General features: G+C 74.6%; 19 protein-coding genes. 8 read left to right on the top strand and 11 right to left on the bottom strand.

Translation table 11 applies throughout. The annotated features are described in order from the left end of the window. Positions 1-2: 2 nt before the first annotated feature. Complete coding sequence (locus amrb99_RS24465; protein ID WP_190860022.1) at positions 3-4163, bottom strand: HEAT repeat domain-containing protein; 4161 nt, start codon at positions 4161-4163, stop codon at positions 3-5. A 52-nt stretch (positions 4164-4215) separates the two neighbouring features. Between amrb99_RS24465 and amrb99_RS24460 the strand changes: the two genes are divergently transcribed. After that, a complete protein-coding gene (locus tag amrb99_RS24460) occupies positions 4216-4917 on the top strand; it encodes a PIG-L deacetylase family protein (RefSeq protein WP_190860020.1) in 702 nt (233 codons plus the stop codon). Between the two features lie 278 nt (positions 4918-5195). Here the strand turns inward: amrb99_RS24460 and amrb99_RS24455 are convergent, their stop codons facing one another. After that, positions 5196-6023 (bottom strand): DUF3710 domain-containing protein, encoded by an 828-nt coding sequence (locus amrb99_RS24455; RefSeq protein WP_190860018.1) that lies wholly within the window; start codon positions 6021-6023, stop codon positions 5196-5198. Between the two features lie 37 nt (positions 6024-6060). Next, a complete protein-coding gene (gene dut / locus amrb99_RS24450) occupies positions 6061-6531 on the bottom strand; it encodes a dUTP diphosphatase (protein ID WP_241755869.1) in 471 nt (156 codons plus the stop codon). 222 nt (positions 6532-6753) lie between these two features. Here dut and amrb99_RS24445 point away from each other — a divergent pair, with 222 nt between their 5' ends. The 3 genes from amrb99_RS24445 (at position 6754) to amrb99_RS24435 (ending at position 9185) form a co-directional block, all read left to right on the top strand. Beyond that, positions 6754-7053, top strand: coding sequence for a DUF6412 domain-containing protein (locus amrb99_RS24445; protein WP_190860014.1), 300 nt, complete (start codon positions 6754-6756; stop codon positions 7051-7053). A gap of 45 nt (positions 7054-7098) precedes the next feature. Next, positions 7099-7806, top strand: a complete 708-nt coding sequence (gene yidC, locus amrb99_RS24440) for a membrane protein insertase YidC (protein WP_190860013.1) — start codon at positions 7099-7101, stop codon at positions 7804-7806. 92 nt (positions 7807-7898) lie between these two features. Beyond that, a complete protein-coding gene (locus amrb99_RS24435) occupies positions 7899-9185 on the top strand; it encodes a cytochrome P450 (protein WP_190860008.1) in 1287 nt (428 codons plus the stop codon). A gap of 76 nt (positions 9186-9261) precedes the next feature. On the opposite strand, the gene valS is transcribed toward amrb99_RS24435, so the two are convergent. Further along, positions 9262-11787, bottom strand: coding sequence for a valine--tRNA ligase (gene valS, locus amrb99_RS24430; RefSeq protein ID WP_190860006.1), 2526 nt, complete (start codon positions 11785-11787; stop codon positions 9262-9264). A 125-nt stretch (positions 11788-11912) separates the two neighbouring features. On the opposite strand from valS, the gene amrb99_RS24425 reads away from it, so the two are divergent. Continuing rightward, the gene (locus tag amrb99_RS24425; protein WP_190860091.1) at positions 11913-12200 is read left to right on the top strand and encodes a DUF4235 domain-containing protein; all 288 of its coding nucleotides are present in this window, start codon (positions 11913-11915) and stop codon (positions 12198-12200) included. A gap of 325 nt (positions 12201-12525) precedes the next feature. Here the strand turns inward: amrb99_RS24425 and amrb99_RS24420 are convergent, their stop codons facing one another. Then, on the bottom strand, positions 12526-13332 hold the full coding sequence (locus tag amrb99_RS24420) for a hypothetical protein (RefSeq protein WP_194737123.1): 807 nt from the start codon (positions 13330-13332) through the stop codon (positions 12526-12528). A 46-nt stretch (positions 13333-13378) separates the two neighbouring features. After that, positions 13379-13675, bottom strand: a complete 297-nt coding sequence (locus amrb99_RS24415) for a DUF4193 domain-containing protein (protein WP_190860004.1) — start codon at positions 13673-13675, stop codon at positions 13379-13381. A 511-nt stretch (positions 13676-14186) separates the two neighbouring features. On the opposite strand from amrb99_RS24415, the gene amrb99_RS24410 reads away from it, so the two are divergent. Both amrb99_RS24410 and amrb99_RS52565 read left to right on the top strand, forming a co-directional pair. Then, complete coding sequence (locus amrb99_RS24410) at positions 14187-15914, top strand: serine/threonine-protein kinase (protein WP_190860002.1); 1728 nt, start codon at positions 14187-14189, stop codon at positions 15912-15914. Between the two features lie 70 nt (positions 15915-15984). Next, positions 15985-18891, top strand: coding sequence for an ABC transporter substrate-binding protein (locus amrb99_RS52565; RefSeq protein ID WP_190860000.1), 2907 nt, complete (start codon positions 15985-15987; stop codon positions 18889-18891). Positions 18892-18903: 12 nt separating this feature from the next. Here amrb99_RS52565 and amrb99_RS24400 read toward each other — a convergent pair whose 3' ends face one another. Together amrb99_RS24400 and amrb99_RS24395 are read right to left on the bottom strand one after the other, a co-directional pair. Then, positions 18904-20250, bottom strand: coding sequence for an ATP-binding protein (locus tag amrb99_RS24400; RefSeq protein WP_241755868.1), 1347 nt, complete (start codon positions 20248-20250; stop codon positions 18904-18906). After that, complete coding sequence (locus tag amrb99_RS24395) at positions 20247-20900, bottom strand: response regulator transcription factor (protein WP_190859998.1); 654 nt, start codon at positions 20898-20900, stop codon at positions 20247-20249. The genes amrb99_RS24400 and amrb99_RS24395 overlap by 4 nt, the downstream gene beginning before the upstream one ends. A 207-nt stretch (positions 20901-21107) precedes the next feature. Here amrb99_RS24395 and amrb99_RS24390 point away from each other — a divergent pair, with 207 nt between their 5' ends. Next, complete coding sequence (locus tag amrb99_RS24390; protein ID WP_190859996.1) at positions 21108-21284, top strand: hypothetical protein; 177 nt, start codon at positions 21108-21110, stop codon at positions 21282-21284. Positions 21285-21369: 85 nt separating this feature from the next. Here the strand turns inward: amrb99_RS24390 and amrb99_RS24385 are convergent, their stop codons facing one another. The 3 genes from amrb99_RS24385 to amrb99_RS52560 form a co-directional block, all read right to left on the bottom strand. After that, positions 21370-22179, bottom strand: coding sequence for an inositol monophosphatase (locus amrb99_RS24385; protein WP_190859994.1), 810 nt, complete (start codon positions 22177-22179; stop codon positions 21370-21372). Then, positions 22176-23090 (bottom strand): ferrochelatase, encoded by a 915-nt coding sequence (locus amrb99_RS24380; RefSeq protein WP_190859992.1) that lies wholly within the window; start codon positions 23088-23090, stop codon positions 22176-22178. Before amrb99_RS24380 ends, amrb99_RS24385 begins: the two co-directional genes overlap by 4 nt. Positions 23091-23164: 74 nt before the next feature. After that, positions 23165-24463, bottom strand: coding sequence for a lytic transglycosylase domain-containing protein (locus tag amrb99_RS52560; RefSeq protein ID WP_277820012.1), 1299 nt, complete (start codon positions 24461-24463; stop codon positions 23165-23167). Positions 24464-24494 lie beyond the last annotated feature (31 nt).

Below are 24494 nucleotides of genomic sequence, written 5' to 3'. Positions count from 1 at the left end.
CATCATGCGTCAGAACCGTTGATCTCGGCCAACGGGGCGGTGTAGCGGGACCGGCGGTCGGGGCGGGCGCGCCCGGCGGCGTGCCGCAGCGCCGGGACCGCCGCTTCGCCGAACCGGACGAGCCCGTCCGCGGCGGCCTGCCGGACCTGGGGACGCGGGTGGCCGAGCAGGCCGACCAGCCCGGGGATCGCGGGCGTCCAGCCGGCGTGGCTCAGCGTCCGGACCGCCGAGCGGACGACGTCGGGCTCGGGGTCGTCGAGCAGCCGCACGGTCTGCTCCAGGTACGCCTCGCGGCTCAGCACCCTGCGCGACACGCGGTGGGCGTGCAGCCTCACCTTCGTCTCGCGGTGGCCGATCAGCTCGGCGAGCAGGTCCTCCAGCCCTTCCGCGCGGCGATCGGCGAGCAGCGAGAGCGCGCGGCGCACCACTCTCGCGCCGCCGCCCCGCGCCTCCCGGAACAGCATCGCCGACGACGGCTCGCTCGCCGCCGGGGGCTCGTGCTCGCGCATCGCCGCCAGGGCGGCCGCGTCGCGGCGGGTGGCGCCGGGCGCCCGGAGGGGGCCGTCCACCAAGACGAGCCGGTCCGCGAGGTCGTCGCGTCCCTCCTCGATGAGGCGCCGCCGCGCCCGGTCGAGCGCCGCGGTGCGGGTCAGCCTCCGGCCGGCGACGAGGTCGAGCAGGCCCCGCGCGCCGTCCGCCAGGCGCTCGGCGATCTCCCCCGCGACGGCGTCGGCGGACGCCTGCCGGAGCACCCGCCCGGCGGCGGCGTCCCCGTCCTCCCAGCGCGACACGAGCGCGGGGACGAACCGGTCGAGGTCGGCTCCGTACAGGTGGGCGGCCAGCTGGACGAACCGGTCGCCGCCGCCCGGCACCTCGGGCGCCTCCAGCAGGACGTGCGCCAGCTCGTGGGTCGCCGTCAGCCCGTCGCGGCCGTCCAGGAACGCGCGGAGGACGGCGAACCGGCCCTCGGGTTCGGGCCGGTCGAGCAGCAGACGGGCCGCCTTCGCCCGCCGGTCGGCCGGGCCGGTGTCGAGCATGGCCAGCAGGCGGCGCCGCTGCGCCACGGACGGCGGCTGGTCGAGGTCGCCGGCGCGCGGCGTCCGCTCCTCGGGCTCCTCACGGCGCTCCGCGAGCGTCCACGGCGGTGCGCCGAGCGGCTGCACCGCCTCCATCCAGTCGAGCAGGAGCGGCCGCGCGGCGGCGGGGGCGTCCGGGAAGGCCCGGATCAGGGCGTCGAGCACCTCGCGGGACGGGCTCCGCAGCACGTCCCGGAGGCGCCGCAGTTCGTCCGGCTCGCGGGCCGCGTCCCTGACCGCCTCGCGCGCGGCGGTCGCGTGCTCCAGCGGGTCCTGCGCGAACGCCTCCCGCAGGACGGCCTCCTCGTCCGCCGCCCGATCGGGGACGTGCCGTGCGGCGGCGAGCGCGCGCTCGAGATCGTCGCGTGTCACGACCGCGCCGCACAGGTTCAGCAGGGTGATCGACGCCGTGCTCGGCGGCAGTGCCCGTACACGCTCGGCGACCTGGAACCTCTCCCCCGCGCCGAGCCGAGGCACCACCTGCTTCACCAGCTCGCGGAGCCGTCGCCCGGTCGCGCCGGACGGGGCGTCGCGGCGCTCCTCGCCGGTGACCAGTGCCTCGACGAGGAGCGCGGCGGACCGGGCGAAGACCTCCAGTTCCGTCGCCGTCCACGGCGGGACGCAGAGGTCCACGGCGAGGCGCAGCGCGCGCGGGTCCGATTCGGCGAGGTCGAGCCAGCGGGGCAGCAGCGGACGCAACGACGCGGGGACCGCCTTGCCGCGCGTCCGCGCGTCGAGGACGCGGCGGGCGGTCTCGATGTCCCAGCCGTGCTCCGCGAGCCCTCGGACGTCGGCGGCGGTGTCCGCCTCCTCCGAGAACCGGCCGGGGGCGAGTGCGGGCAGCGCGGCGCGGAGGAGCGCGCGGGCGCGGTCGTCGGCGGCCTGGTCCGCCGCCGCGAGGACGACGGCGGCCGACGCGTCGCCCAGCACGGCGCGGAGCGCCTCGATGAGGGCCTCGCGCAGGCCGGGATTGCCGTGGTGCCCCAGCCAGAACAGCGCCTTCGGGACGGCGGCGGGCGCGCCCGCCGACGCGAGGGCCGCCGCCGCGGTCTTCTTGACGCTCATCTCGGGATGGTCGAGGCACCCGGCGATCGCCGGAGCCGCCCAGGTCGCGCGGGCCTCGGCCAGGGCTCGCAGCGCCTGCCGGACGGTCGCCGGGTCGTCCGCCGAGGTGAGCGGGACCAGGCTCGCCGACAGCACCCGGGCGCCCTCCGCGTCCGTGGCGAAGAGCGCGGCGGCGCGGGCCCGGACGTGCACGTCGCGGTGCCGGAGCAGCGGATGGACCCGCGCCCTCGTCCGCCGGTACGGGGCGCCGCGCAGGACGGTGAGCAGGATCGCCCGCTCCGCCGGGACGAGCCCGGGCCGGTCGAGGAGGTCGAGGAGGGTGCTCGCGAGCACGGCGTTCCCGGCGGCGGGCGCGTCCTCGGCGTCCAGCAGGCAGCGCGGCCGGATCGCGCCCCGCCGGAAGAGCCGGCCGCCGAGGTCGCGGACGGCGTCCAGGACGCCGTCCGGCACGGCGGGCTCGGGCCCCGGGCCGCCGGGCGTCCACGCTCCGGCCAGCCCGGACACGACGCGCAGGAGCAGGTCGGCGACCGCGGGCAGGGTGGTGGCGTCGCCGTTGCGCGCGAGCCGGGCGAGCGCCTCGGCGGGGTCGCCGGGGTCCGGGGCCGCGCGCAGCACCGCCAGCTCGCGCGGATCGGGGCCGCCGAGGTCGTCGGCGACGCGGCGCGGCAGGTGGCGGGGGTCGAGGCGGTCGAGCAGGGTCCGGCGCCGCTCCGGGTCGCGGTCGAGGTGCCAGAGGAGCTCCAGCGCGCGGCGCCGGAACGGGACTAGATGCGGGACGACATCACTCCCGTCCGGATCGCTCCCGTCCGGATCACTTCCGTCCAGGCCGAGGCCGGTCCAGAGGGCGGCGGCCGTCCGGGGGCCGCCGACGGCTTCGAGGGCGTCGAGCGCCTCCCGGGGCGCGTCCGGCAGCAGCGCGAGGACGGTCTCCTCCGCCGCGGGGTCCCGCAGTTCGCGGAGCGCGCGCAGGAAGGGCCGCGGGTCGGCGGCGTCGCGCGCGAGGCGGGCGACCGCGCCGGCCACGCCGAGCCCGGGGGCGCCCTGCGCGTCGAGCGCGACGAGCAGGTCGAGGCGGCGGGCCCACGAGCCGCCGTCCGCCCCCTGCGGCTCCGGCCGGGCCAGTTCCCGCAGCGCCTCGTGCCGGCGGGAGAAGAGGACCACCGCGATCTCGGCCGCGGGCACGCCGTGGTCCGCGAGGGCGAGCCCGACGATCGCGGGGACGTGGTGCGCCGCGGGGAAGTGGCCGCGCCGGTGCAGGCCGCGCAGGCACGCGGCGGCGGGCGCGGCGAGCAGCGGCGGGTCCTGGGCGGCGAGGCCGAGCAGGTCGGCGAGGCCGTCGCGGTCCGCGAGGTCGCCGAGCAGCTCGAGCGCCCGGCGCCGCACCGCCGGCGCCCGGGACGGGTCGGCGGCGACGCCCCGGAGCAGGTCCCGGTGCCCGTGCCGGGCCGCGACCTCGATCGCGGCGCCGTCCCGCCCGCCGCCGAGGAGGCGGCGCACCCGCTCGTGCGGCAGCGGGTCGAGGGCCGCCCACGGCTCGGCCAGCTCGCGCAGCGCGGCGGGGACGTCGCGGGCGAGCCCCGCCATGACCTCCCGGACGGCGCGGGGCGGCAGCAGCGCCGCGTCCAGCGCCTCGCGCGCGAGCCGGACGGCCTCCGCGCGCGGCACGGCGTCGGGCCGTCCGGCGAGGGCGCGGACGAGCGCCCCGGGGTCGTCCGCGTCGGCCGCGTGGAGGGCCCGCACCGCCTGGTAGAGCGGTTCGCCCGCCGGTTCGTCGCGGACGTCCGTGCGGCCCGCGGCGATCTCGGCGCTCAGCCACGCGGTGCGGACCGCCTCCGGCAGGCCGGCGGACCGCCATTCCGGCCAGGTCCGGACGTGCCCGCGCAGGTGGAGGCGCGCCAGCGCGAGCGCCGCCTCGGGCGGCCCGGTCAACGCGGGCGCACCGTCCGGCGCGGGCGGTGCGGCGGGCGCGGTCCCGGAATCGAGCAGGCCCGCGGGACGGACGGGTTCCGGCGCCGATGTCATGGCGCGATCTTAGGAGCTTCGGCGGCCGCCGCCCGTCCGCCAGGATGGGGCCATGGAACCGGTACCGGAGGACTGGGACAGGGCGCTGGCGATCGTCGCGCACCCCGACGACCTGGAGTACGGCGGCTCGACCGCGGTCGCGAAATGGACGTCCCAGGGCAAGAGCGTGACGCAGGTGCTGGCGACCCGGGGCGAGGCCGGGATCGACGGCATGGACCCGGACGAGGTGCGCCGTGTCCGCACCCTGGAGCAGATCGAGGCGGCCCGCCGGGTCGGCGTCGAGAACGTCGAGTTCCTGGACCTGCAGGACGGCGTGCTGGAGTACGGGCTGCCGCTGCGGCGCCTCCTCGCGGCGGCGATCCGGCGGCACCGGCCCGAGGTGGTGCTGTCGGTGAACTTCCGGGAGACCTTCCCCGGCGGCGGCTTCAACATGGCCGACCACCGGGTGCTCGGCCTCGCGGTCGCCGACGCGATCAGGGACGCGGCGAACCGCTGGGTGTTCCGCGACCTCGGCCTGGAGCCGTGGCAGGGCGTCCGGTTCGCGTTGTTCGGCGGGTCGCCGCAGGCCGGGCACTACGTGGACGTCACCGGCCATCTGCAGGACGGCATCGACTCGCTGCTGGCGCACGAGGTGTACTTCGGCAACCTCGGCGCGGGCTTCGACGCCGCCGCGTTCCTCACCGGCATCGTCGAGCCGACCGGACGGGCCGTGGGCGTGGAGCACGCCATGCCCTTCGAGATGATCGGAGGGTGACGGCGCCGAACGCGGCCTGAGCGCGGCGACCGCGACCCGGCGCGCGGCTCAGTGCCGGGCGTTGGGCCGCTTGCCCTTGTTGTGCTTGCTGCGCTTGCGGGCCCGGCGCTTCCGCGTTCTCTTCGACATGTCCCGATTGACCACCCGGGGGGCGGCGGACGCAAGGAACCCGGCGCCCCCCGGACCGCAGAAACCCGCCGGCCGTGCGACCGAAAAGCGGCGCACGGCCCGGCGGGCGACGGCGGTCCCGGGACGGGGTCCCGCAACGGGGTCCCGGGTCAGCGGACCTCGGTGATCTCGGGGCCGCGCTCGAACGGGTTGAAGGTCTCCTCGCCGCCCTGCTCCTCGCCGTTCTCCCCGGCCTCGCTGAACTCCTTGGGGATCTGCAGCTCGAGCAGGTCGCGCGGCGGCATCGGCGCGTCGCCGCGGACGACGACCACGCCGCGCAGCACGTCCTCCAGGACCTGCCACTGCTCCTCGTCCTCGATCGCGGCGCCCTGCACCACGGCCTGGAGGAACCAGCGGGGGCCGTCGACGCCGAGGAAGCGGATGATCTGCGGCGCCCAGCCCTGGTCGACGAACTCCTGCGGGATCTGCTCGCGGACCTCCTGCGGCATCTCCGCGAGGACCTCCTCGGTCAGCGCGGCGGGGATCATCGCCAGCAGCTCGGGACCGAACGGCCCCTCGCCCTCCTGGGTCTGCCCCTGCGCCTCCTCCTCGATGTCCTTGGCGGTCTCGCGGCGCACGTCGTCCCAGATGCCGCTGCGCTTGGGCGCGGCGAACACCTGGAGCTGCATGGCGCTCTCCTCGTACTGGACGAGCACCGCGACCGGCCGGCCGTCGAGGGGGTTGCCCTCCTCGTCGACCTGGGTGGCCTCGAAGTTCACCTGGAAACCGAGCCCCGGCGCGATCGGCACCCGCATCGAGCCGAAGTCCAGGCGCTGCATCTCGGGGAAGGAGTCCTCGGAGTCCCAGGGCCCGCCCTCGGCCTTCGCGGCCTCGGCGGGAGCCTCCTCGGCGGCCTCGTCAACGGCCTCCGCCGGTTCCTCGGTCGCCTCGGGCCCCTTCTCGGGCTCCTCGGCCTGCCGGCGACGTCCAAAAGCCACGACTCACGCTCCTTCTCGACTGTGCTCGTTACCAGTGTCACCCATGCCCGGGAGCCTCCGGCCCGCCGTACCCGCCCGTGGAGCCGAATCCGCCGGTCCCGCGGGCCGATCCGGGAAGGTCGGCGACCTCGTGGAACACAGCCTGTTCCACCCGCTGCACGACCATCTGCGCGATGCGGTCGCCGCGCCGCAGCCGCACGGTGGCGCGGCGGTCGGTGTTCAGCAGGGTCACCTTGATCTCACCCCGATAGCCGGCGTCGACCGTACCGGGTGCGTTGACTATGGTGACCCCCAACCTAGCGCCCAAACCGGACCTGGGGTGAATGAAAGCGGCGTAGCCGTCGGGCAGCGCGATCGCCATGCCCGTGGGGACGACGGCGCGCTCTCCCGGCGGCAGCTCGACGTCCTCGGCGGCGACCAGATCGGCGCCCGCGTCGCCCGCGTGCGCGTACTGCGGCAGGGGCAGCCCGGGATCGAGCCGCTTGATCAGCACATCGACCTTGCCCAACGTCCACCTCGCGTTCGGGAGCGTTCCGGCGGTCCCGCCGAGAAGCCACACGACAATACCGGGGCCGAGGGCGGCGGGCCGCATGTGAAACGCCCTCGCGTCCTGTTTCGCGCGCGACCCTACCCCGTTTCCCCGCCGGCACCCGGCACCCGGCACCGATGGCGTACCGGCGGGGATGAGTGGGACACTGTGGATAGTCCGTATCGTCAGGAAGGTCCGTTCGTGTTCTGGTCGCTGGTGGTCGCCGCGCTGCTGCGGGTGCTCGCCGCGGCCGAGTGGGCCGGGACGGCGCCGGGGCAGCCGGTGCTGGTGGCGCTGGCGACGGTCACCGTGGCGGGACTGGTCGTCCTGGCCGTGGTGCGTGTGCGCGCGGCCGGGCCGGGCCACCGGGCGGCACTGGCGCGCGTGCGGACGACCTTGCGGGAACGGACGCTGCGGACCGCCTTCCTCCCGCAGCGCGATCCGGACGCGGCGGGACGCCCCCGCCCGCGGGCACCGGGAGCGGAGATCGCGGCCGCCTGAGCGCGGCCGGCACGCCCTCGATCCCCCTCCCACCGGAAGGTGCTCATGCCCGTGTTCGACGTTCCCGTTTCGCTCGCGTACACCCTGGTCAAGGGACTGGCCGACGGCATCGGCCCGGTCGCCGGCCCGTCGGCGGCCGCCGCCGCGATCCTCCTGTTCACGCTCCTGGTCCGGCTGGCGATGCTGCCGCTCGCCGTCTCGGCCGCCCGCGGCGAGCGGACCCGGGCGCGGCTGCTGCCCCAGGTCCAGGCCCTGCAGAAGAAGCACGGGAGGGACCCGCGGCGGCTCCAGCGGGAGACGGCCGCGCTGTACGAGGCGGAGGGCGCGACCCCGCTGTCGGGATGCCTGCCGATGTTCGCGCAGGTGCCGTTCTTCATGGTGATGTACCGGCTGTTCCGGTCGGCGACGGTGGCGGGGCACCAGAACGTCCTGCTCGCGCACACGTTGCTCGGCGCGCCGCTGGGGCAGAACTGGATCGGGCTGGTCGGCGGCGGTCTGTTCGCGCCGCCGTCGCTGGTGTTCCTCGGCCTGTTCGCGCTGCTCGCGGCGCTGGCGGTGTGGTCGTCGCGGCGGGCCGCGCGGACCGCTCCGGCCGGGGCGGCGGGCGCGCTGGCCCGGGTGGCACCGTTCGGGACGGTGGTCTTCGCCGCGTTCGTGCCTTTGGCCGCCGTGCTGTACCTGCTGGCGTCCGGCATGTGGACGGCGGTGGAGCGCGCCGTCCTGCACGGGCGGACGGCGGCGCCGGCGGCCTGAATCGCCGGGTTCGCCTTGACGGCTCCATTGGACGCCGGTTCGATAGAAACCGAACCCGATTCTGGACACGACGCCGAGGGCGGTGAGCGGGCGTGACGACCGCTGCGCGGGACGAGATCGACGGCAACCTGTCCACGCTGGAGTTCTGGGCCCTGCCCCAGGAGCGGCGGCTGGCCGCCTTCGCCCGGCTGCGCGAGCGGGATCATCCCGCGTTCTTCCGGGAGCTGAAGCTGCCGTTCGTCAAGTCGGGCGCCGGCTTCTACGCGCTGGCCCGGCACGCCGACGTGGTCGAGGCGAGCCGGACGCCGCAGATCTTCAGCAGCGAGCCGTGCTCCAACAGCATCGCGGACCTGCCGCGGTTCCTCGCCCGCTACTTCGGCTCGATGATCAACATGGACGACCCGCGGCACGCCAAGATCCGCCGGATCGTGTCGCGGGCGTTCACCCCCCGCGTCCTGGAGAAGACGGAGGACGACCTCCAGCGCAGCGCCACCCGGATCGTCGACGACCTGCTCGCCAAGGGCTCGACCGACTTCGTCACCGACGTCGCGGCGCGGCTCCCGCTGCAGGTCATCTGCGACATGATGGGGATCCCCGAGCACGTCCGCCCGATGGTGTACGACCGGACGAACCTCATCCTCGGCCTCGGCGACCCCGAGTACATGGGCGGCAAGAACTACGCCCGCGACGGCATCACCCGCATGGGCGCCCTCTACGGGCTGCTCAAGGTGCTGGCCGCCGGGTACGAGCTGAACCACCTGGCGATGAAGCTGGCCCGGCAGCGCCGCAGGAATCCCGGCGACGACCTGGTGTCGGCGCTGATCTCGGCGAACGTGGACGGCGAGTCGCTGACCGACCAGGAGATCGGCTCGTTCTTCATCCTGCTCGTCGTCGCCGGCAACGAGACGACCCGCAACGCGATGTCGCACGGGCTGAAGCTGCTGACCGACAACCCCGAGCAGCGCGCGCTGCTGCTGGAGGACTTCGACGCGCACATCCCGGGCGCGGTCGAGGAGATCGTCCGGATGGCGACGCCGGTCATCCAGTTCCGCCGGACGCTGACCCGCGACCACGAGATGAACGGCCACGAGTACAAGGCGGGCGACAAGGTCCTGCTCTTCTACAACTCCGCGAACCGCGACGAGACGGTCTTCGAGAACCCGGACGCGTTCGACATCACCCGCTCGCCGAACCCGCACGTCGGGTTCGGCGGCCCCGGGCCGCACTTCTGCCTCGGCGCCAACCTCGCCCGCCGCGAGATCACGGTGATGTACCGCGAGCTGTTCACCCGCGTCCCGCGGATCCGCGCGACCGGGGAGCCCGACCGGCTGTTCTCCAGCTTCATCAACGGGATCAAGCACCTGCCCTGCGCGATCTGACCCCGCCGGGACGCCGCCGCCTGGTCCGGCACGGTCCGGTCCCGCGCGCCGCGCGGGACCGGACGGCCCGACGGGTTCAGCCGGCGGGCGCCAGCGTCACGTCCACCGTCAGGTCGGCGGGCGCGCTCTCCAGCGTCAGCTCGGCGATCCGCCCCGCGGCGGCGAGGTCGGAACGGGAGACCCGGCCGGCCTCCGCGCCGCGCACCACGGCCCGCGACACGTCCGCGCGCATCGACGCCTTCGCCTCCGACTTGGCCTTGCGGACCTGCCGCAGCGCCTCACCGGTCGCGGCGAGCACCGCCGGGTCGCCGCCCGCGGGCAGCTCGCCCGGCAGCGGCCAGGACGCGGCGTGCACCGAGCCCTTCCGCCACCACGACCAGACCTCCTCGGTCACGAACGGCAGCACGGGCGCGAACAGCCGCAGCAGCACCGACAGCGCCGACCGCAGCGCCGCGCGCGCCGACCGCGCCTCCGGCCCCTCCCCGTACGCGCGGGCCTTGACCAGCTCCAGGTAGTCGTCGCAGAACTCCCAGAAGAACCGCTCCGTGCGCTCCAGGGCGCGCGTGTAGTCATAGCCCTCGAACGCCTCCGTCGCGTCCGCGACGACACCGGACAGCGACGCCAGCATCGCCCGGTCCAGCGGCTCGGTCACCGCCGCGTCCCGGTCCACCTCGCCGAGCCCCAGCACGAACTTCGACGCGTTGAGGATCTTGATGGCGAGCCGCCGGCCGACCTTGATCTGGCCGGTGTCGAACGCGGTGTCGGTGCCGGGCCGGCCGCTCGCCGCCCAGTACCGGACGGCGTCCGAGCCGTACTCGCGCAGCAGGTCGATCGGGGTGACGACGTTCCCCTTGGACTTCGACATCTTCTTGCGGTCCGGGTCGAGGATCCAGCCCGACAGCGCCGTGTCCGTCCACGGCAGCGACCCGTGCTCCAGATGCGACCGGACGACCGTCGAGAACAGCCACGTCCGGATGATGTCGTGCGCCTGCGGCCGCAGGTCATAGGGGAACACCCGGGAGAACAGGTCGGCGTCGCGCTCCCAGCCGCCCGCGATCTGCGGCGTCAGCGACGACGTCGCCCAGGTGTCCATGACGTCCGGGTCGCCGGTGAACCCGTTCGGCTTGCCGCGCTGGTCCTCGGTGAAGCCCGGCGGGACGTCCGAGGACGGGTCGACGGGCAGCGCGTCCTCCGGCGGGACGATCGGCGCGTCGTAGCGCGGCTCCCCGGCCGCGTCCAGCGGGTACCAGACCGGGATCGGCACGCCGAAGAACCGCTGCCGGGAGATCAGCCAGTCGCCGTTCAGGCCCTCCACCCAGTTCTCGTAGCGGGCCCGCATGTACGGCGGGTGCCAGTTCAGCTCCGCGCCGCGCGCGAGCAGCTCGGCGCGGGTCGCGGCGTCGCGCCCGCCGTTGCGGATGTACCACTGCCGGGTCGTGACGATCTCGAGCGGCTTGTTGCCCTTCTCGTAGAACTTCACCGGACGGCTGATCTTGCGCGGCTCGCCGTCCAGGTCACCGGACTCGCGGAGCATCTCGACGACGCGCTCCTTGGCGGAGAACACCGTCCTGCCGGCCAGCTCCGCGTACGGCCCCGCCGGGACGCCCGCCGGCGGCTCGGCCGACAGCCGGCCGTCCCAGCCGATCACCGCCCGGGTCGGCAGGTTCAGCTCGCGCCACCAGGTGACGTCCGTGACGTCGCCGAACGTGCAGATCATCGCGATGCCCGACCCCTTGTCGGGCTCGGCGAGCCGGTGCCCGAGGACCGGCACCTCGACGCCGAACAGCGGCGTGCGGACCGTCGTCCCGAACAGCTCCTGGTACCGCTCGTCGTCGGGGTGCGCGACCAGCGCCACGCACGCCGGCAGCAGCTCCGGGCGCGTCGTCTCGACGTAGACGGGCCGCTCGTCGCCGTGGAACCGGATCCGGTGGAACGCGCCCGGCTGCTCGCGGTCCTCCAGCTCGGCCTGCGCGACGGCCGTGCGGAACGTCACGTCCCACAGCGTCGGCGCCTCCGACACGTACGCCTCGCCGCGCGCCAGGTTCCGCAGGAACGCGCGCTGCGACGCCGTCCGGGACGCCTCGCCGATGGTGGAGTAGAGGTGGGTCCAGTCGACCGACAGGCCGACGCGGCGCCACATCTCCTCGAACGCCTTCTCGTCGACCTCGGTGAGCCGCTCGCACAGCTCGATGAAGTTCCGCCGCGACACCGGGACCTGGCGCTTCGGGTCGGGCTTGGCCGGCGGCTCGAACTCCGGGTCGTAGGGCAGCGACGGCTCGCACCGCACACCGAAGTAGTTCTGCACGCGACGCTCGGTGGGCAGCCCGTTATCGTCCCAGCCCATCGGGTAGAAGACGGCGCGACCGCGCATGCGGTGGAAGCGGGCGACGGTGTCGGTATGGGTGTAGGAGAAGACGTGGCCGACGTGGAGGGAGCCGCTCACGGTGGGCGGCGGGGTGTCGATCGAGTAGACCTCGCCGCGCGGCCGGGTGCGGTCGAAGCGGTAGACGCCGGCGTCCTCCCAGGCGCGTACCCACTTGTCCTCCAGGCCGTCCAGGGAGGGCTTGGGAGGGACGCTCGGCGTACGCGGCTGCTCTGTCATGGGGCAATGGTATTGACATCCGTCCCCTCCGCATGCCACTTGCCCGCGCCGACGCGGCGGCCTTTCCCGCCCGGAGCGGGGCGTTCCGGTAGCGTCGGAGGCGACAGGACGACTGGAGGACGATGATGGCGGACAAGGGCGACATCGGCTATCGCGTGATGGCCGGCGCCGCGGCCTTCGCGAGCGGCTGGGCCGCGAAGAAGGCGATCACGCTCGTGTGGAAGAAGAGCACCGGCAAGGAGCCGCCGACCAACCCCGAGTCGCCGGACGTCGCGCTGGCCGAGGCGATCGGCTGGGCGGTCGTGGTGGGCGTCGGCGTGGAGGTCGCGCGGCTGGTGGCCACCCGCGCCGCCGCCCACCAGTGGGCCAAGGGGACCGGCGAGCTCCCCTCCCACCTCAAGGTGGACGCCTGATCGCGAGCGCTTGATCAGGCGGGCCCGGTCGAGGGCCCGAACGCGTCGTGGCAGGTCCCGGTTCGTCCGGGACCGGCCACGACGCTTGCGGTCCTGATGCCTTCACCTGATGCCTTGGCCTGTGGCCGTTGGCCGGTCGTTGTCGGCCCGGTGATCGCGACCGGTTGCTTTCGTGCCCGATGTCGCCTTCGGCGCGGTGCTCTCGTGCCGCCTTCGGGCCGGGGGACGGGGATGGATACAGGGGGATGGGGCGGCCGCGGCCGCCGCCGGCGCGCGCCGTCCGGCTCCGCGAGGGGGACGCGGATCCGCCGCGGCCGGACGCCGCTCAGCCGAACGTGCCGCCCGGCGGCGGGGGCAGGGCCCCCGCGGATCCGCGCAGGTCCTGCCGGACCTTCGCGGCCAGCGCCTTCGTCGCGGCCCGGTTGAGCGCGGCGCCCGCGGCGGCGCCGGTCAGCAGCGGGCCCATCGTCGTCATGTGGCGGCCGAACGTGCGCATCATCCGCTTGCGCAGCGCCGCCTTCGCCGCCGAGCCGAGCGCGCTGGTGAACGTCCCGCCCTCCAGCGGATTGACGCCGCGCTGGCGCGCCCAGGAGGTGACGAACGCCGCCCCCCGCACGGTGCCGGTGCCCTGGACGCTGACCCCGTACACCTCGTGCAGCTCGGCGATCAGCTTCACCTCGATCGCCGCGACCACGAGGGTCTCGGCGGCGATCTGGGCGGGGGCGGTCAGCAGCAGCGGCGGAGCGGCGAACTCCACCGCGGCGAGCGCACCGCCCGCCGCGCCCACGGCGGTGGTGGCGTTGCCCGCCACCTTCACCAGGTTGTCGGCGAGATCCTCGCCGGACAGCCCGTGGTGGTGGCGGCTCAGCGTCTCCAGATCACGGATCGGGATGTGCGGGGCCGCCTCCAGCAGCAGGTCGGCCAGCCAGCGGCCGCGCCCGATGCCCGCCGCGCCGGCCCGGCGGGCGCCCTGCCCGAGCAGCCGGACCAGCCGGCCGAGCAGCCGCCGCCGGGTCTCCCGGTCCATCTCCTCGTCGCCGGCGAGCCTGCCGATCAGCTCGCCGAGCTCCGTGGAGCCGTCGCCGCGCGCCGGCTCCACGTCGTCGTGCCGTCGTTCCAGTTCTCCCGTCATGCCGCTCCCGCTGGTGCCTCTCCGAAGGGCCGACCCCCCGGACGTGTCAGGCGGCGCACTCGGTGCAGATCGGCTGGCCGTTCTTCTCGGTGGCCAGCTGGCTGCGGTGGTGCACGAGGAAGCAGCGCGTGCAGGTGAACTCGTCGGCCTGCCGGGGGACGACCCGGAAGGTCAGTTCCTCGTTGGACAGGTCGGCGCCGGGCAGCTCGGCGACCTCACCGGCGTCCAGGTCCTCGTCGATGATGCTGGCGGCCTTGTCGGCGCGCCGGGCCTGGAGCTCCTGGAGGCTGTCCTCGCTCAGGTCGTCGTCTGTCTTGCGTGGGCTGTCGTAGTCGGTCGCCATCTTCTATCTCCATCCCCCTCAGTGCTTTATGCGCCCCGTCGCGCGGAACTAACGCTCGGGGGACCGTTCTTGTGCCCGATCCGGGCGGGAAATTCTGTCACGGTTGGTGAGCTGTGACACACAAGGCGCGACCGTTCCCACGGGTGACACCGATCACCCGCTTCCCACCCCCAGGTTGTGTCGTCCGTCACACGCCCCGGCCGGCGTTCCGGCATGCTCCCGAAGGGCCGGTGCGCCTGCCGGGGTTCCCGCGGCGGCGGGGATCATATCGGTCCCGGGAGCGTTGCGCGCGCCGACCGGCCCGCGGCGCGCGGGACGGCCCGAACCGGCTGGTGGACCGCTGAACCAGACGCTTCGGTGAAACGTCTGAACTAACGCGATATCGTGCCCGCCTGAGGTCGGGGGCCGGGCTCGCCGGCGCCGTGCGGGGCCGGCAGGGGGACCCGGGCCTCGCGACGAGGTCCGGACGCACAATGTCGCGGGACATCACTGCGGGTCACTGGAGGATCAGATGCCGGATGCCGCTCCGCTGGAGCCGGGCGATCCCAGGGCACTGGGTCAGTTCGAGGTCGTCGGCCGGCTCGGCGCCGGGGGGCAGGGCGCGGTCTTCCTCGGCCGCGCGCCGGGCGGCGAGTACGTGGCCGTCAAGCTGCTGCACGCCCAGATGGCGAACGACCCCGCCGCGCGCGCCCGCTTCACGCGGGAGGTGGCGGCGGCGCAGAAGGTCGAGCCCTTCTGCACCGCGCGGGTGCTGGAGGCCGACGTGCACGGCGACCAGCCGTACGTCGTCAGCGAGTTCATCGACGGCCCGTCGCTGCACGACGTGGTCGCGCACAACGGGCCGCTCGGCGCCGCCGAGCTGGAGCGGCTGGCGATCGGCACCGTGACGGCCCTCGCGGCCATCCACGAGGCCGGGATCGTGCACCGCGACTTCAAGCCCAACAACGTCATGCTGGCCTCCGACGGCCCGCGCGTCGTGGACTTCGGCATCGCCCGGACGGTCAACTCGCAGGAGAGCGCCGTCACCGCGACCGGCATGGTCGTCGGGACGCCCGGCTACCTGGCGCCCGAGCAGCTGACCGGCGCGCCGCTGACGCCCGCGGTGGACATCTTCGCCTGGGGCGCGACCATGGTGTTCGCGGCCACCGGGCAGTCGCCGTTCGAGGCCGACACGCTGCCGGTCATCATCAACCGCATCCTCAACGAGGACCCGGACCTGTCGGCGCTGCCGCCCGGCCCGGTGCGGGACCTGGTCGCGCGCTGCCTGTCCAAGGACGCGGGGCTGCGCCCGCCGGCGCCGCAGCTGCTGCTGAACCTGCTCGGCGCGGTCGGCGCCGCGCCGTCGAACCCCGGCGCCGACCCGGAGGACCTGCTCAACCAGGGCACCCGGATCGCCGCGCAGATGCCCGCGCCGCCGCGCGTGCCGCCGGCGCCGCGCCCGCAGCCGCCGCAGCAGTCGATCACCCCGCCGCCGATGCCGCTGCACCAGGGCGGGATGCAGGGCGCCGGGATGCAGGGCGCGGGCATGCAGGGCGCGGGCGTGCAGGGCGGCATGGGAGGGCCGGCGACGCCGCCCCCGCAGCCGATCACGCCGCCGCCCATGCCGATGTACCAGGGCGGCATGCAGCCCCCGCCGCCGAACATGCCGATGGGGCAGCGTCCTCCCGTGCAGGGGCCGATGCAGCCGCCGATGGCCTACGGGCCGCCGCCCGCGAAGTCGAGCTCGCCGGGCCCGGCCATCGCGATCGGCTGCGGCGTGCTGGCGCTGATCGCGCTCATCGGCGTCGTGGTGTTCGTGATCATCGCCGCCAACAACAGCGACGACGCCGACCCGACGCCGACGTCGTCGATCTACACGCCGCCGACCGAGAGCTCGCCGACGGGCTCGTCCCAGGGCGGGCTGGTCGGCGTGTGGAACGGCGACGGCTACCAGCCGGGCGCCCCGGCCGGCCACCAGAACTTCAAGGCGGAGTTCGCGCTGGTCTACACGCACGGCACCGCGAAGTACGACTACGGCAGCGTCCAGCCGACCTGCTACACGAACCTCGCGCTGCTGTCGGGCGACGAGACCAGCAGCTACGTCGAGTACCAGGAGACGCCGATGGCGGGGCAGAAGACGGAGAACTGCGCGCCCGGCTACGTCCGGTTCGTCAACCCCGGCGGCAGCACCATGCGCTGGGAGTGGCGGCAGACCCGCGACGCGGTGAGCCCCTCGGCGTCCGGGACGGTGAGCGACTGACCGCTCCGCCGGCCGGACCGGCCGGACCCGGACACACGACGACATCCGCGCCTCCCCCCGAAGGATCCAGATGCCCGACATCCGCCCGCTGCGCCCGGGCGATCCGGAAAGGCTGGGCGGCTACCGGTTGACGGGGCTGCTCGGGGAGGGCGGGCAGGGCGCGGTCTACCTGGCCGAGGACGAGCCGGGCCACCGGGTCGCGGTGAAGCTGCTGCACGCGCGCTTCAGCGCCGACCCGAAGGCCCGGTCGCGGTTCGCCGCCGAGGTGGCGGTGGCGCAGCGGGTCTCGGCGTTCTGCACGGCCCGCATCCTGGACTCCGACGTCGAGGGCGACCGGCCCTACATCGTCAGCGAGTACATCGACGGCCCGTCGCTGTCGGCGGCGCTGGCGGAGGGCGGCCCGCAGCGCGGCGCGGACCTGGACCGGCTGGCGATCGGCACGATGACCGCGCTGGTGGCCATCCACCAGGCCGGGGTCGTACACCGCGACTTCAAGCCGGCGAACGTGCTGCTCGCCGCGGACGGGCCCCGGGTGATCGACTTCGGCATCGCCCGGGCGCTCGACGCGACGGGCACGCTGTCGAGCACCGCCGTCGGGACGCCCGCCTACATGGCGCCGGAGCAGATCTCGGGGGCGCCGGTCGGACCGGCGGCCGACGTGTTCGCCTGGGGCGCGACGATGGCGGTCGCCGCGACCGGCCGTCCCGCGTTCGGGCAGGACTCCATCCCGGCGGTCATGCACCGGATCCTGAACATGGCGCCTGACCTCGGCATGATGCCCGAGCCGCTGCGCGGCGTCGTGGCGGACTGCCTCAGCAAGGACCCGGCGCTGCGGCCCGCGTCGCAGCAGGTCCTGGCGACGCTGCTGACGCTCGCGGGGAACCCGCCGAAGCCCGGCGGCGGTGGCGGCGAGGCGATGCTCAGCCAGGGCGCGGAGACGGCCGCCGCCGATTCGGCGCGGCTGCAGGACACGCGGTCGCCGTCGAACCCGCTGCAGTCGCTCGCGCCGCAGTCGCTGTCGTCCTACCCGCAGCTCGCGCAGCACCCGCAGTCCCCGCTCGCGCAGACGCCTCCCCCGCCGGCCTCACCGTTCGCGCAGACGCCTCCCCCGTCCAGCCCGTTCGCGCAGACGCCTCCCTCGCCGGCCTCCCCGTTCGCGCAGACGCCACCTCCGCAGACTCCGTACGCGCAGACGCCGCCGGGGCCGCAGCCGCCCTCCCCGCCGTGGGCGGGGCCGTCCGGCTACGCGGGGCAGCCGACGTGGCCCTCGGGCGGCGGCCAGGGCGCCCCGTCCGGGACGGACCGGACCGGGCCGCCCGGCACGCGGCGGCGCAGGCGGATCGGCGTGCTCGCCGGGGCCGGGGGCGCCGCGGCCGTCGCGGTCGCCGTCGCCACCACGCTGATCATCGTCCTGTCGAACGGCGGCGACCACCCCTCCCCCAGGCCCACCGGGCGGGTCGGCGGGACGCTGCGGATCGCCGCCGCGAGCCTCGGCTCGACGAGCGGCGAGATCGACCCCTCGCACGCCTACACCGGCACCGAGCGGTTCCTCGCCAAGCTGCTGTTCACCGGCCTCACCGAGGTCGAACCGGACGGCACCGCCCGCAACCGCCTCGCCACTTCGATCAAGTCCGACGGGACGTGCTCGAACTGGACGATCGGGATCAGGGAGGGGACGACCTTCAGCGACGGCTCGCCGGTCGACGCGGCGGCGTTCCAGCGCGGCTGGACGCGCGCGGCGCGGACCTCGACCGGCGGCGGGCCGGTCCTGATGGCCGACATCGCCGGGTACGCCGACGCCTCGACCGGCCAGGCGGGCACGCTGTCGGGGGTGTCGGCGTCCGGCAGCGTGATCGACGTGCACCTGACCTCGCCGAGCTGCGACTTCCCGAAGCGGCTGGGCGACCCCGCGTTCGCGCCGCTGCCGCAGTCCGCCGGGTCGTGGGACAACGCGTCCTACAACCAGAACCCGGTCGGCAACGGGCCGTTCAAGCTGCAGGGTTCCAGCAAGGGCAGGAGCTACACGCTGGTCCGCAACGACCGGTGGGCGTTCGGCAAGACCAAGCTCGACACCGTCCAGGTCAACGCGCTCGACGACACGACGCAGGGCCGCGCGACGTTCGCGTCGGGCGGGACGGACTGGGCACCGCTGACCGGCGCCACCGGCGCCGCCGCCGCTTCGGCGACCTCGCCGTCCGGCGGGACGGTGGTGACGAGGACGCTGGCGTACACCCGGATGCTCGTCCCGGTGACGGCGCGCGGGCCGATGAAGTCGCGGGACGCGCGGCTCGCGGTGTCGTACGCGCTGGACCGCAGCGCGCTCGCCGGGCTCTACGGCACCGGGTACGCGCCCGCCCACGGGATCGTCCCGGCCGCGCTGCCCGGTTTCGGGAAGGCGGGCGTGTGCCCGTCGTGCGACGCGCCGGACACGGTGAAGGCGAAGGAGCTCGCCTCGAAGGCCGGGCTCGGGTCCGGCACGAGGATCACCCTCTACCTGCAGCAGACGAGCACCTCCACCACGGCGGCGGAGGCCGTCCAGGCGCGGTTGCGGCAGGTGCTCGGCTGGTCCGTGGAGCTGAAGACGACGCCGCTGTCCGACTGGAGCAAGTTCCGGCAGGCGGTCACCGCCGATGACGCGTCGGGGCTGGCGCTGTTCGCGTGGGGGCCGGACTATCCGTCGCCGTACACGAGCCTGTGGTCGCTGCTGGGCGGCACGCTGGTCGGCAGGAGCGACGGCTACAACCTGTCGGGCTGGAAGAACTCCTCGTTCGACGGCCTGATCTCCAACGCGGTCCGCACCCCCTCCGACGACCAGCGCACGAGGCTCTACCAGCAGGCCGAGAAGACCGCGCTGGACGACATGGCCCTCATCCCGCTCGTCTACACCGGGACGGGCGCGCTGGCGAGCGACCGGTTCGTGAACCTGCGGCTGGACTACGACGGCGACCCGACGGTGGCGACCGCCGCGCTGAAGTAGCGGACCGGGATCTCACCCGGGCTGGAGCCGGACGGTGACGATCAGCCCGCCGCCGGGGCGCGGCACCGCGTAGACGGCGCCGCGGTGCGCCAGCACCACCGAGCGGACGATCGACAGCCCGAGGCCCGCGCCCTTGGCGGACTCGACCCGGTCGGCGTTGAGCCGCCGGAACGGCTCGAACAGCCGCTCGACCTCGTAGGCGGGCACCACCGGGCCGGTGTTCTCGACCTGGACGGTGGCGTAGCCGTCGAGCATGCCGGTGCGGATCCACAGCTCGCCGCCCTCGGCGTCGTTGTGCTTGATCGCGTTCTCGACGAGGTTGGACACCAGGTGCTCCAGCAGCACCGGGTCGCCGAGCGCCGTCCCGGACGTCAGCTCCCGGTGCACGGCCACGTCGTTGTCGTGCTCGCGGCGCGCGGAGTGCTCCAGCACCGTCGCGGCGACCTCGGCGAGGTCGACGGGGGTCCGGGCGGTCAGCTCGCGCTCGCTGCGGGCGAGCAGCAGCAGGCCCTCGATGAGCCGCTCGTGCCGGGCGTTGGTGGCGAGCAGCGTCCTGCCGACGGTGCGCAGGTCGTCGGACGCCTCCGGGTCGCCGAGCGCCACCTCCAGCAGCGTCCGGTTGATCGCGAGGGGGGTGCGCAGCTCGTGCGAGGCGTTCGCGACGAACCGGCGCTGGGAGTCGAACGCCTGGCCGAGCCGCTCCAGCATCGCGTCGAAGGTGTCGGCCAGCTCCTTGATCTCGTCGTCGGGGCCCTCCAGCGCGATCCGCTCGTGCAGGGTGCTCTCCGACAGCCGGCGGGCCGTCGTGGTGACCCGCTGCAGCGGGCTGAGCGCCCGGTCGGCGACGAACCAGCCGAGCACGAGGGTGATCACCCCGACCCCGGCGAGCGCCATCAGCGACCGGCCGACCAGCTGCTTCATCGTCTGCTCGACGAACTGGTGCTGCAGCTCGGCCGCCTCGGCGTCGGTGATGCCGAGGCCGATGACCTTGACGTTGCCGAGGATGTTGGCCATCAGCACCGACATCACGAACAGCAGCAGCGCCCCGGCCATGAAGAACAGCAGCCCGTACAGCAGGGTCAGCCGCAGCCGGACGCTCATCCGGCCGGGCAGCTTCTTCAGCTCGCCGAACGACGCGCCGCCCTCGCCGCGCCACACGTTCCGGCCGCCCGGCTCGGGGCCGGGGACCTGCTGCGGCCCGGGCCGCCGCCAGCGGCCGGGGCGCGCGGACCGGTCGTCCGTCCCCGGCTGCGCCGGCTGCTGGCGGGCCTGCGGCCCGCCCGGCTCGTTCGCTTCGTTCGGGCCGTTCGGGCCGTTCGGGCCGTTCGGCTCGCTCTGCGGTGCGGATTCGGAAGTCAAAGGCGGTATCCCACTCCGGGCACGGTCTCGATGACCGGGGGGTCGCCGAGCTTCTTGCGCAGCGTCATCATCGTCACGCGGACGACGTTGGTGAACGGGTCGATGTGCTCGTCCCAGGCCTTCTCCAGCAGCTGCTCGGAGCTGACGACGGCGCCGTCCGCGCTGAGCAGCACCTCCAGCACCGCGAACTCCTTGCGGGTCAGCTCCACCGGGCGCCCGTCCCGGGTCACCTCGCGGCGGGCCGGGTCGAGCGCGACCCCGGCGCGCTCCAGCACCGGCGGCAGCGGCGCCGCGGCGCGGCGGCCGAGCGCCCGCACCCGGGCGATCAGCTCGGCGAAGGCGAACGGCTTGGCCAGGTAGTCGTCGGCGCCGATGGACAGCCCCTCGACCCGGTCGTCCAGCTCCCCCGCGGCGGTCAGCATGATGATCCGCGCGGGGTAGCGCTGCGCCACCAGCTGCTTGCACACGTCGTCGCCGTGCACCCGCGGCAGGTCGCGGTCGAGGACGATCACGTCGTACTCGTTCACCCCGGCGCGGTCCAGCGCGCCGGCGCCGTCGTAGGCCACGTCCACGGCCAGCGCCTCGCGGCGCAGCCCGGTCGCGATCGCGTCGGCGAGCACCCGCTCGTCCTCGACGACTAGAACACGCACTCTGCGTCCCCTTCCGGTCGGGGCGCGGTCGCCCCGTGGTCCAGATATGCCACGGAAGTCGTAAGACGCCCGTAAACACCTGTTCAAGACGGCGTTCGCCTCGGCGCGTTAACTGGCGGCGTAAGGATCCGCGAAAATTGCACCGGCGAACAGGTTTACCTTCAGCCTACGGCTGGGTAGGCATGGGCACGATCCGGGAGGAGGCCCATGGGCGAGTTGTCCCGCACGATTCAGCAGCGGCTCGACGACGCGTACGCGTCGCTGCGCAGCGCCCACGCGGAAGGCGACACCTACCTGGCGGACATCCGTCAGGAGGAGATCAACGAACTGCGCCGGATCGCAGCGAACAACGACATCGGCGTCGAACCACCCCGCTGCGACTGAGACGCCCCACCGCAGGGAGCCCGGGACGCCCACGTCCCGGGCTCTTCTCGTCCCTCCGGGCCTCTGCTCGCCTCTCCCGGCCCCGCTAGTCCGTGAGGGGGTCGAGGGGCGCCAGCAGGTCGTGCAGGGCCTCGAACGTGCCCGGCCCGGCCGCCATGGTGAGCTCGGGCCCCGCCGGGGCGCCGTGGAGGCCCTCGACGCGCCCGCCCGCCTCCTGCACGATCAGCGCGCCGGCGCCGATGTCCCACGCCTGGACGCCGCGCTCGTAGTAGGCGTCGAGCCGCCCGGCCGCCAGCGAGCACAGGTCCACGCAGCAGGAGCCGCCGCGCCGGATGTCCCGGACGGCCGGGAGCACCCCGGTGAGCACCCGCGCCTGCGCGGCGCGCCGCACGGCGTCGTAGCCGAACCCGGTCGCCACCAGGGCCTGGCCCAGCGGCACCCGCTCGGTCACCCGCAGTTCGCGGGCGCCGGACGCGGTGCGCAGCAGCGCCCCGCCGCCCCGGAACGCCGTGTACGACTCGCCGCGCCGCGGCATCTCGACCGCGCCCGCGACCGCGACGCCGTCGACCTCGGCGGCGATGCTGACCGCCCAGTCCGGCAGGTCGTAGAGGTAGTTGACGGTCCCGTCGATCGGGTCGACCACCCAGCGGACGCCGCTGCCGCCGCCGCGCTCGCCGCCCTCCTCGCCGAGGAAGGCGTCGTCCGGGCGGGCGGCCCGGATCCGCTCGATGATCAGCGCCTCGGCGGCGCGGTCCATCTGGGTGACGACGTCGGTCGGGGACGACTTGGTCTGCACGACGTCCGGACCGCCGGCCGGCCGCTTGTCGACCAGCATCCGGCCCACCTCGCGGGCGGTCGCGGCGGCCAGGTCGAGCAGTTCCTCCGGCAGGCTCACTGGCCCTCCTCCTCTTCCATCAGCAGGCGCGGCAGCGCGGCGAAGCGCGGGTCGCGGCCCGGCGTCGCGGCCCGGACGAACGCGATGCCCAGCTCGGCGGCGCGTCCGGCCGCCTCCACGTCGAGGTCGTACTTGACCTCCATGTGGTCGGAGACGAACCCGATCGGCACGGCCGCCGCCGCGCGCACGCCCTCGCCGGCGAGCTTCTCCAGGTGGTCGGTGATCTGCGGCTCCAGCCACGGCTGGGACGGGGGGCCGCTGCGGCTCTGGTAGACCAGGTCCCAGGGGGTCCCGGGGGCGGCGCGGCCGGCGACGGTCCGGGCGGCCTCCTCCAGCTCGGCGACGTACAGCTCGCGGTTCGGCTGCGACAGCGGGACGCTGTGCGCGGTGAACAGCAGCCGCGCCCCGTCGGGGAGCCGGCCGAGCGCGTCCCTGGCGGCGTCCACGAACGGATCGAGGAAGCCGGGGCGGTCGCAGTAGACGGGCAGCTTGTCGATCTCGGGCGCGCCGGGGACCTCTTCGCGGGCGCGCGCGATGTCCTGCAGGTACTGGTCGTTCGTGGAGTAGCCGCTGTAGGCGGACGTGACGAACGCCGCCGCGTGCCGGACACCGTCGTCCCGCATCCGCCGGACGGTGTCGGCGAGGTACGGGGTCCAGTTCCGGTTGCCCCAGTACACGGGCAGGTCGACGCCGTGGGCGGCGAAGTCCGCCTCGATGGCGGCCTTCAGCTCCCGGCACAGCCGGTTGATCGGGCTGACCCCGCCGAACAGGTGGTAGTGCTCCCCCACCTTCTCGAGCCGCTCGCGCGGGATGCCGCGGCCGCGGGTGACGTTCTCCAGGAACGGGATCACGTCCTCGGGCCCCTCCGGCCCCCCGAAGGACAGCAGAAGCAACGCGTCGTGGGACGTCATGGCTCCATCCAACCAGCCCGCTCCCGGTGCCCCGTCTCCGGTGGAGCACCGGGCGCCCGGGCGCGGCGGGCCGGTCAGCTGTAGCGGGCCGCGTACGCCCTGGCGAGGTTCAGGACCTTCTGGACGTACCAGTCGGCGTGGTTGTAGTGCCAGATCGCCCGGTAGAGCTGCTGGCCGCCGCGGCCCGCGCCGTTCGCGCACAGGTACTTCGCCGCGCCCGGGATCGCGTCGTAGGGGTTCATGATGTCGGCCTTGCCGTCCCCGTCGCCGTCCACCCCGTAGCTCTTCCACGTGGCCGGCATGAACTGCATCGGGCCGAGCGCGCCGGCGCTGGAGCGGCCGGCGTTGCGGCCGTGGTCGCTCTCGACCTGCCCGATCGCGGCGAGCACCGTCCAGGACAGGCCGGGGCAGCTCGTGGCGGCCTGCTTGTACAGGTCCAGGTAGCTGTTCGCCTTCCCGCCCGTGCCGGACGACTGGTACTTGGCGTCGTGCAGGTTCACCACGTTCGCGCCGCGGCCGAGGATCTTGCGGACCGCCGTGACGACCTTCGCGGGGCTGACCCCGGGCGCGTTGACGAGCACCGCGACGTTCGGGACGAGGCCCATCTGCGTCCCGGACTTCTTGCTGACCAGCATGTTGATCCCGGGCAGGCCGAGGTCTCCCGAGCCGCCCATGGTCAGCTTCGGGATCGTCCGGCCGACCACCGGGTACTCGTAGCCCTTGGTCAGCTGCAGCTGCTTGGCGGCGTCCGGCGACACGACGAACCGGTCGGCCGCGAGCGCCGCCCACAGGTCGGTCCTCTTCGCGGTGCCGGGCGGCGTCCAGGAGCGGAACGAGGACGGGTCGACCGCGAACGCGTTCACCTGCCGGCCCTGGAGCTGGACGGCCCCGCCGGCGACCGCCACGACGTCGCGGACCCTCTTCAGCTTCGCGATCTTCGCGATCTTGGCGGCGGAGATGGACCCGGCCTCGGCGGCGAGCACGTCCGGCGGCACGACCCGGCGCAGCGGCGCGACCTGCCCCTCGTCGACGACCTTCACGGGGTCGCCCTGGCCCGCGCTCGGCGGGGCGTCGCCGTGCGACCCGCCGGGCGAGGCGGCGTGCCCGCCGGAGCCGTCCGTGGTCAGCGCCGCGTAGACGCCGGCGGACGTGCTGGCGACGGCGAGCGCGGCGATGGTCGCGATGAGCAGCGGCAGGACGCGCCGCGGGCGGCCCCCGCCCGCCGCGCCCGCCGGGGCGCCGGGCGACGACCGGCCCTTGCGCCGCTTCTTCTGCGGCCTCTGCCGGGGCGGGCGCGCGGCGGTCGCCGGAGCGTCCGGCGCCCCGTCCTCGGCCGCGCGCGGTGCTGATGGAGGAGCCACAACATTTCCCAACGAGTGTCGCTACGGGTGAGTTACACGTCTT

The organism is Actinomadura sp. RB99 (assembly GCF_014706005.1).
Classification (GTDB): Bacteria; Actinomycetota; Actinomycetes; order Streptosporangiales; family Streptosporangiaceae; genus Spirillospora.
The sequence above is the reverse complement of the archived record's forward strand: the minus strand, read 5'-3'. Positions and strand labels throughout refer to the sequence as shown.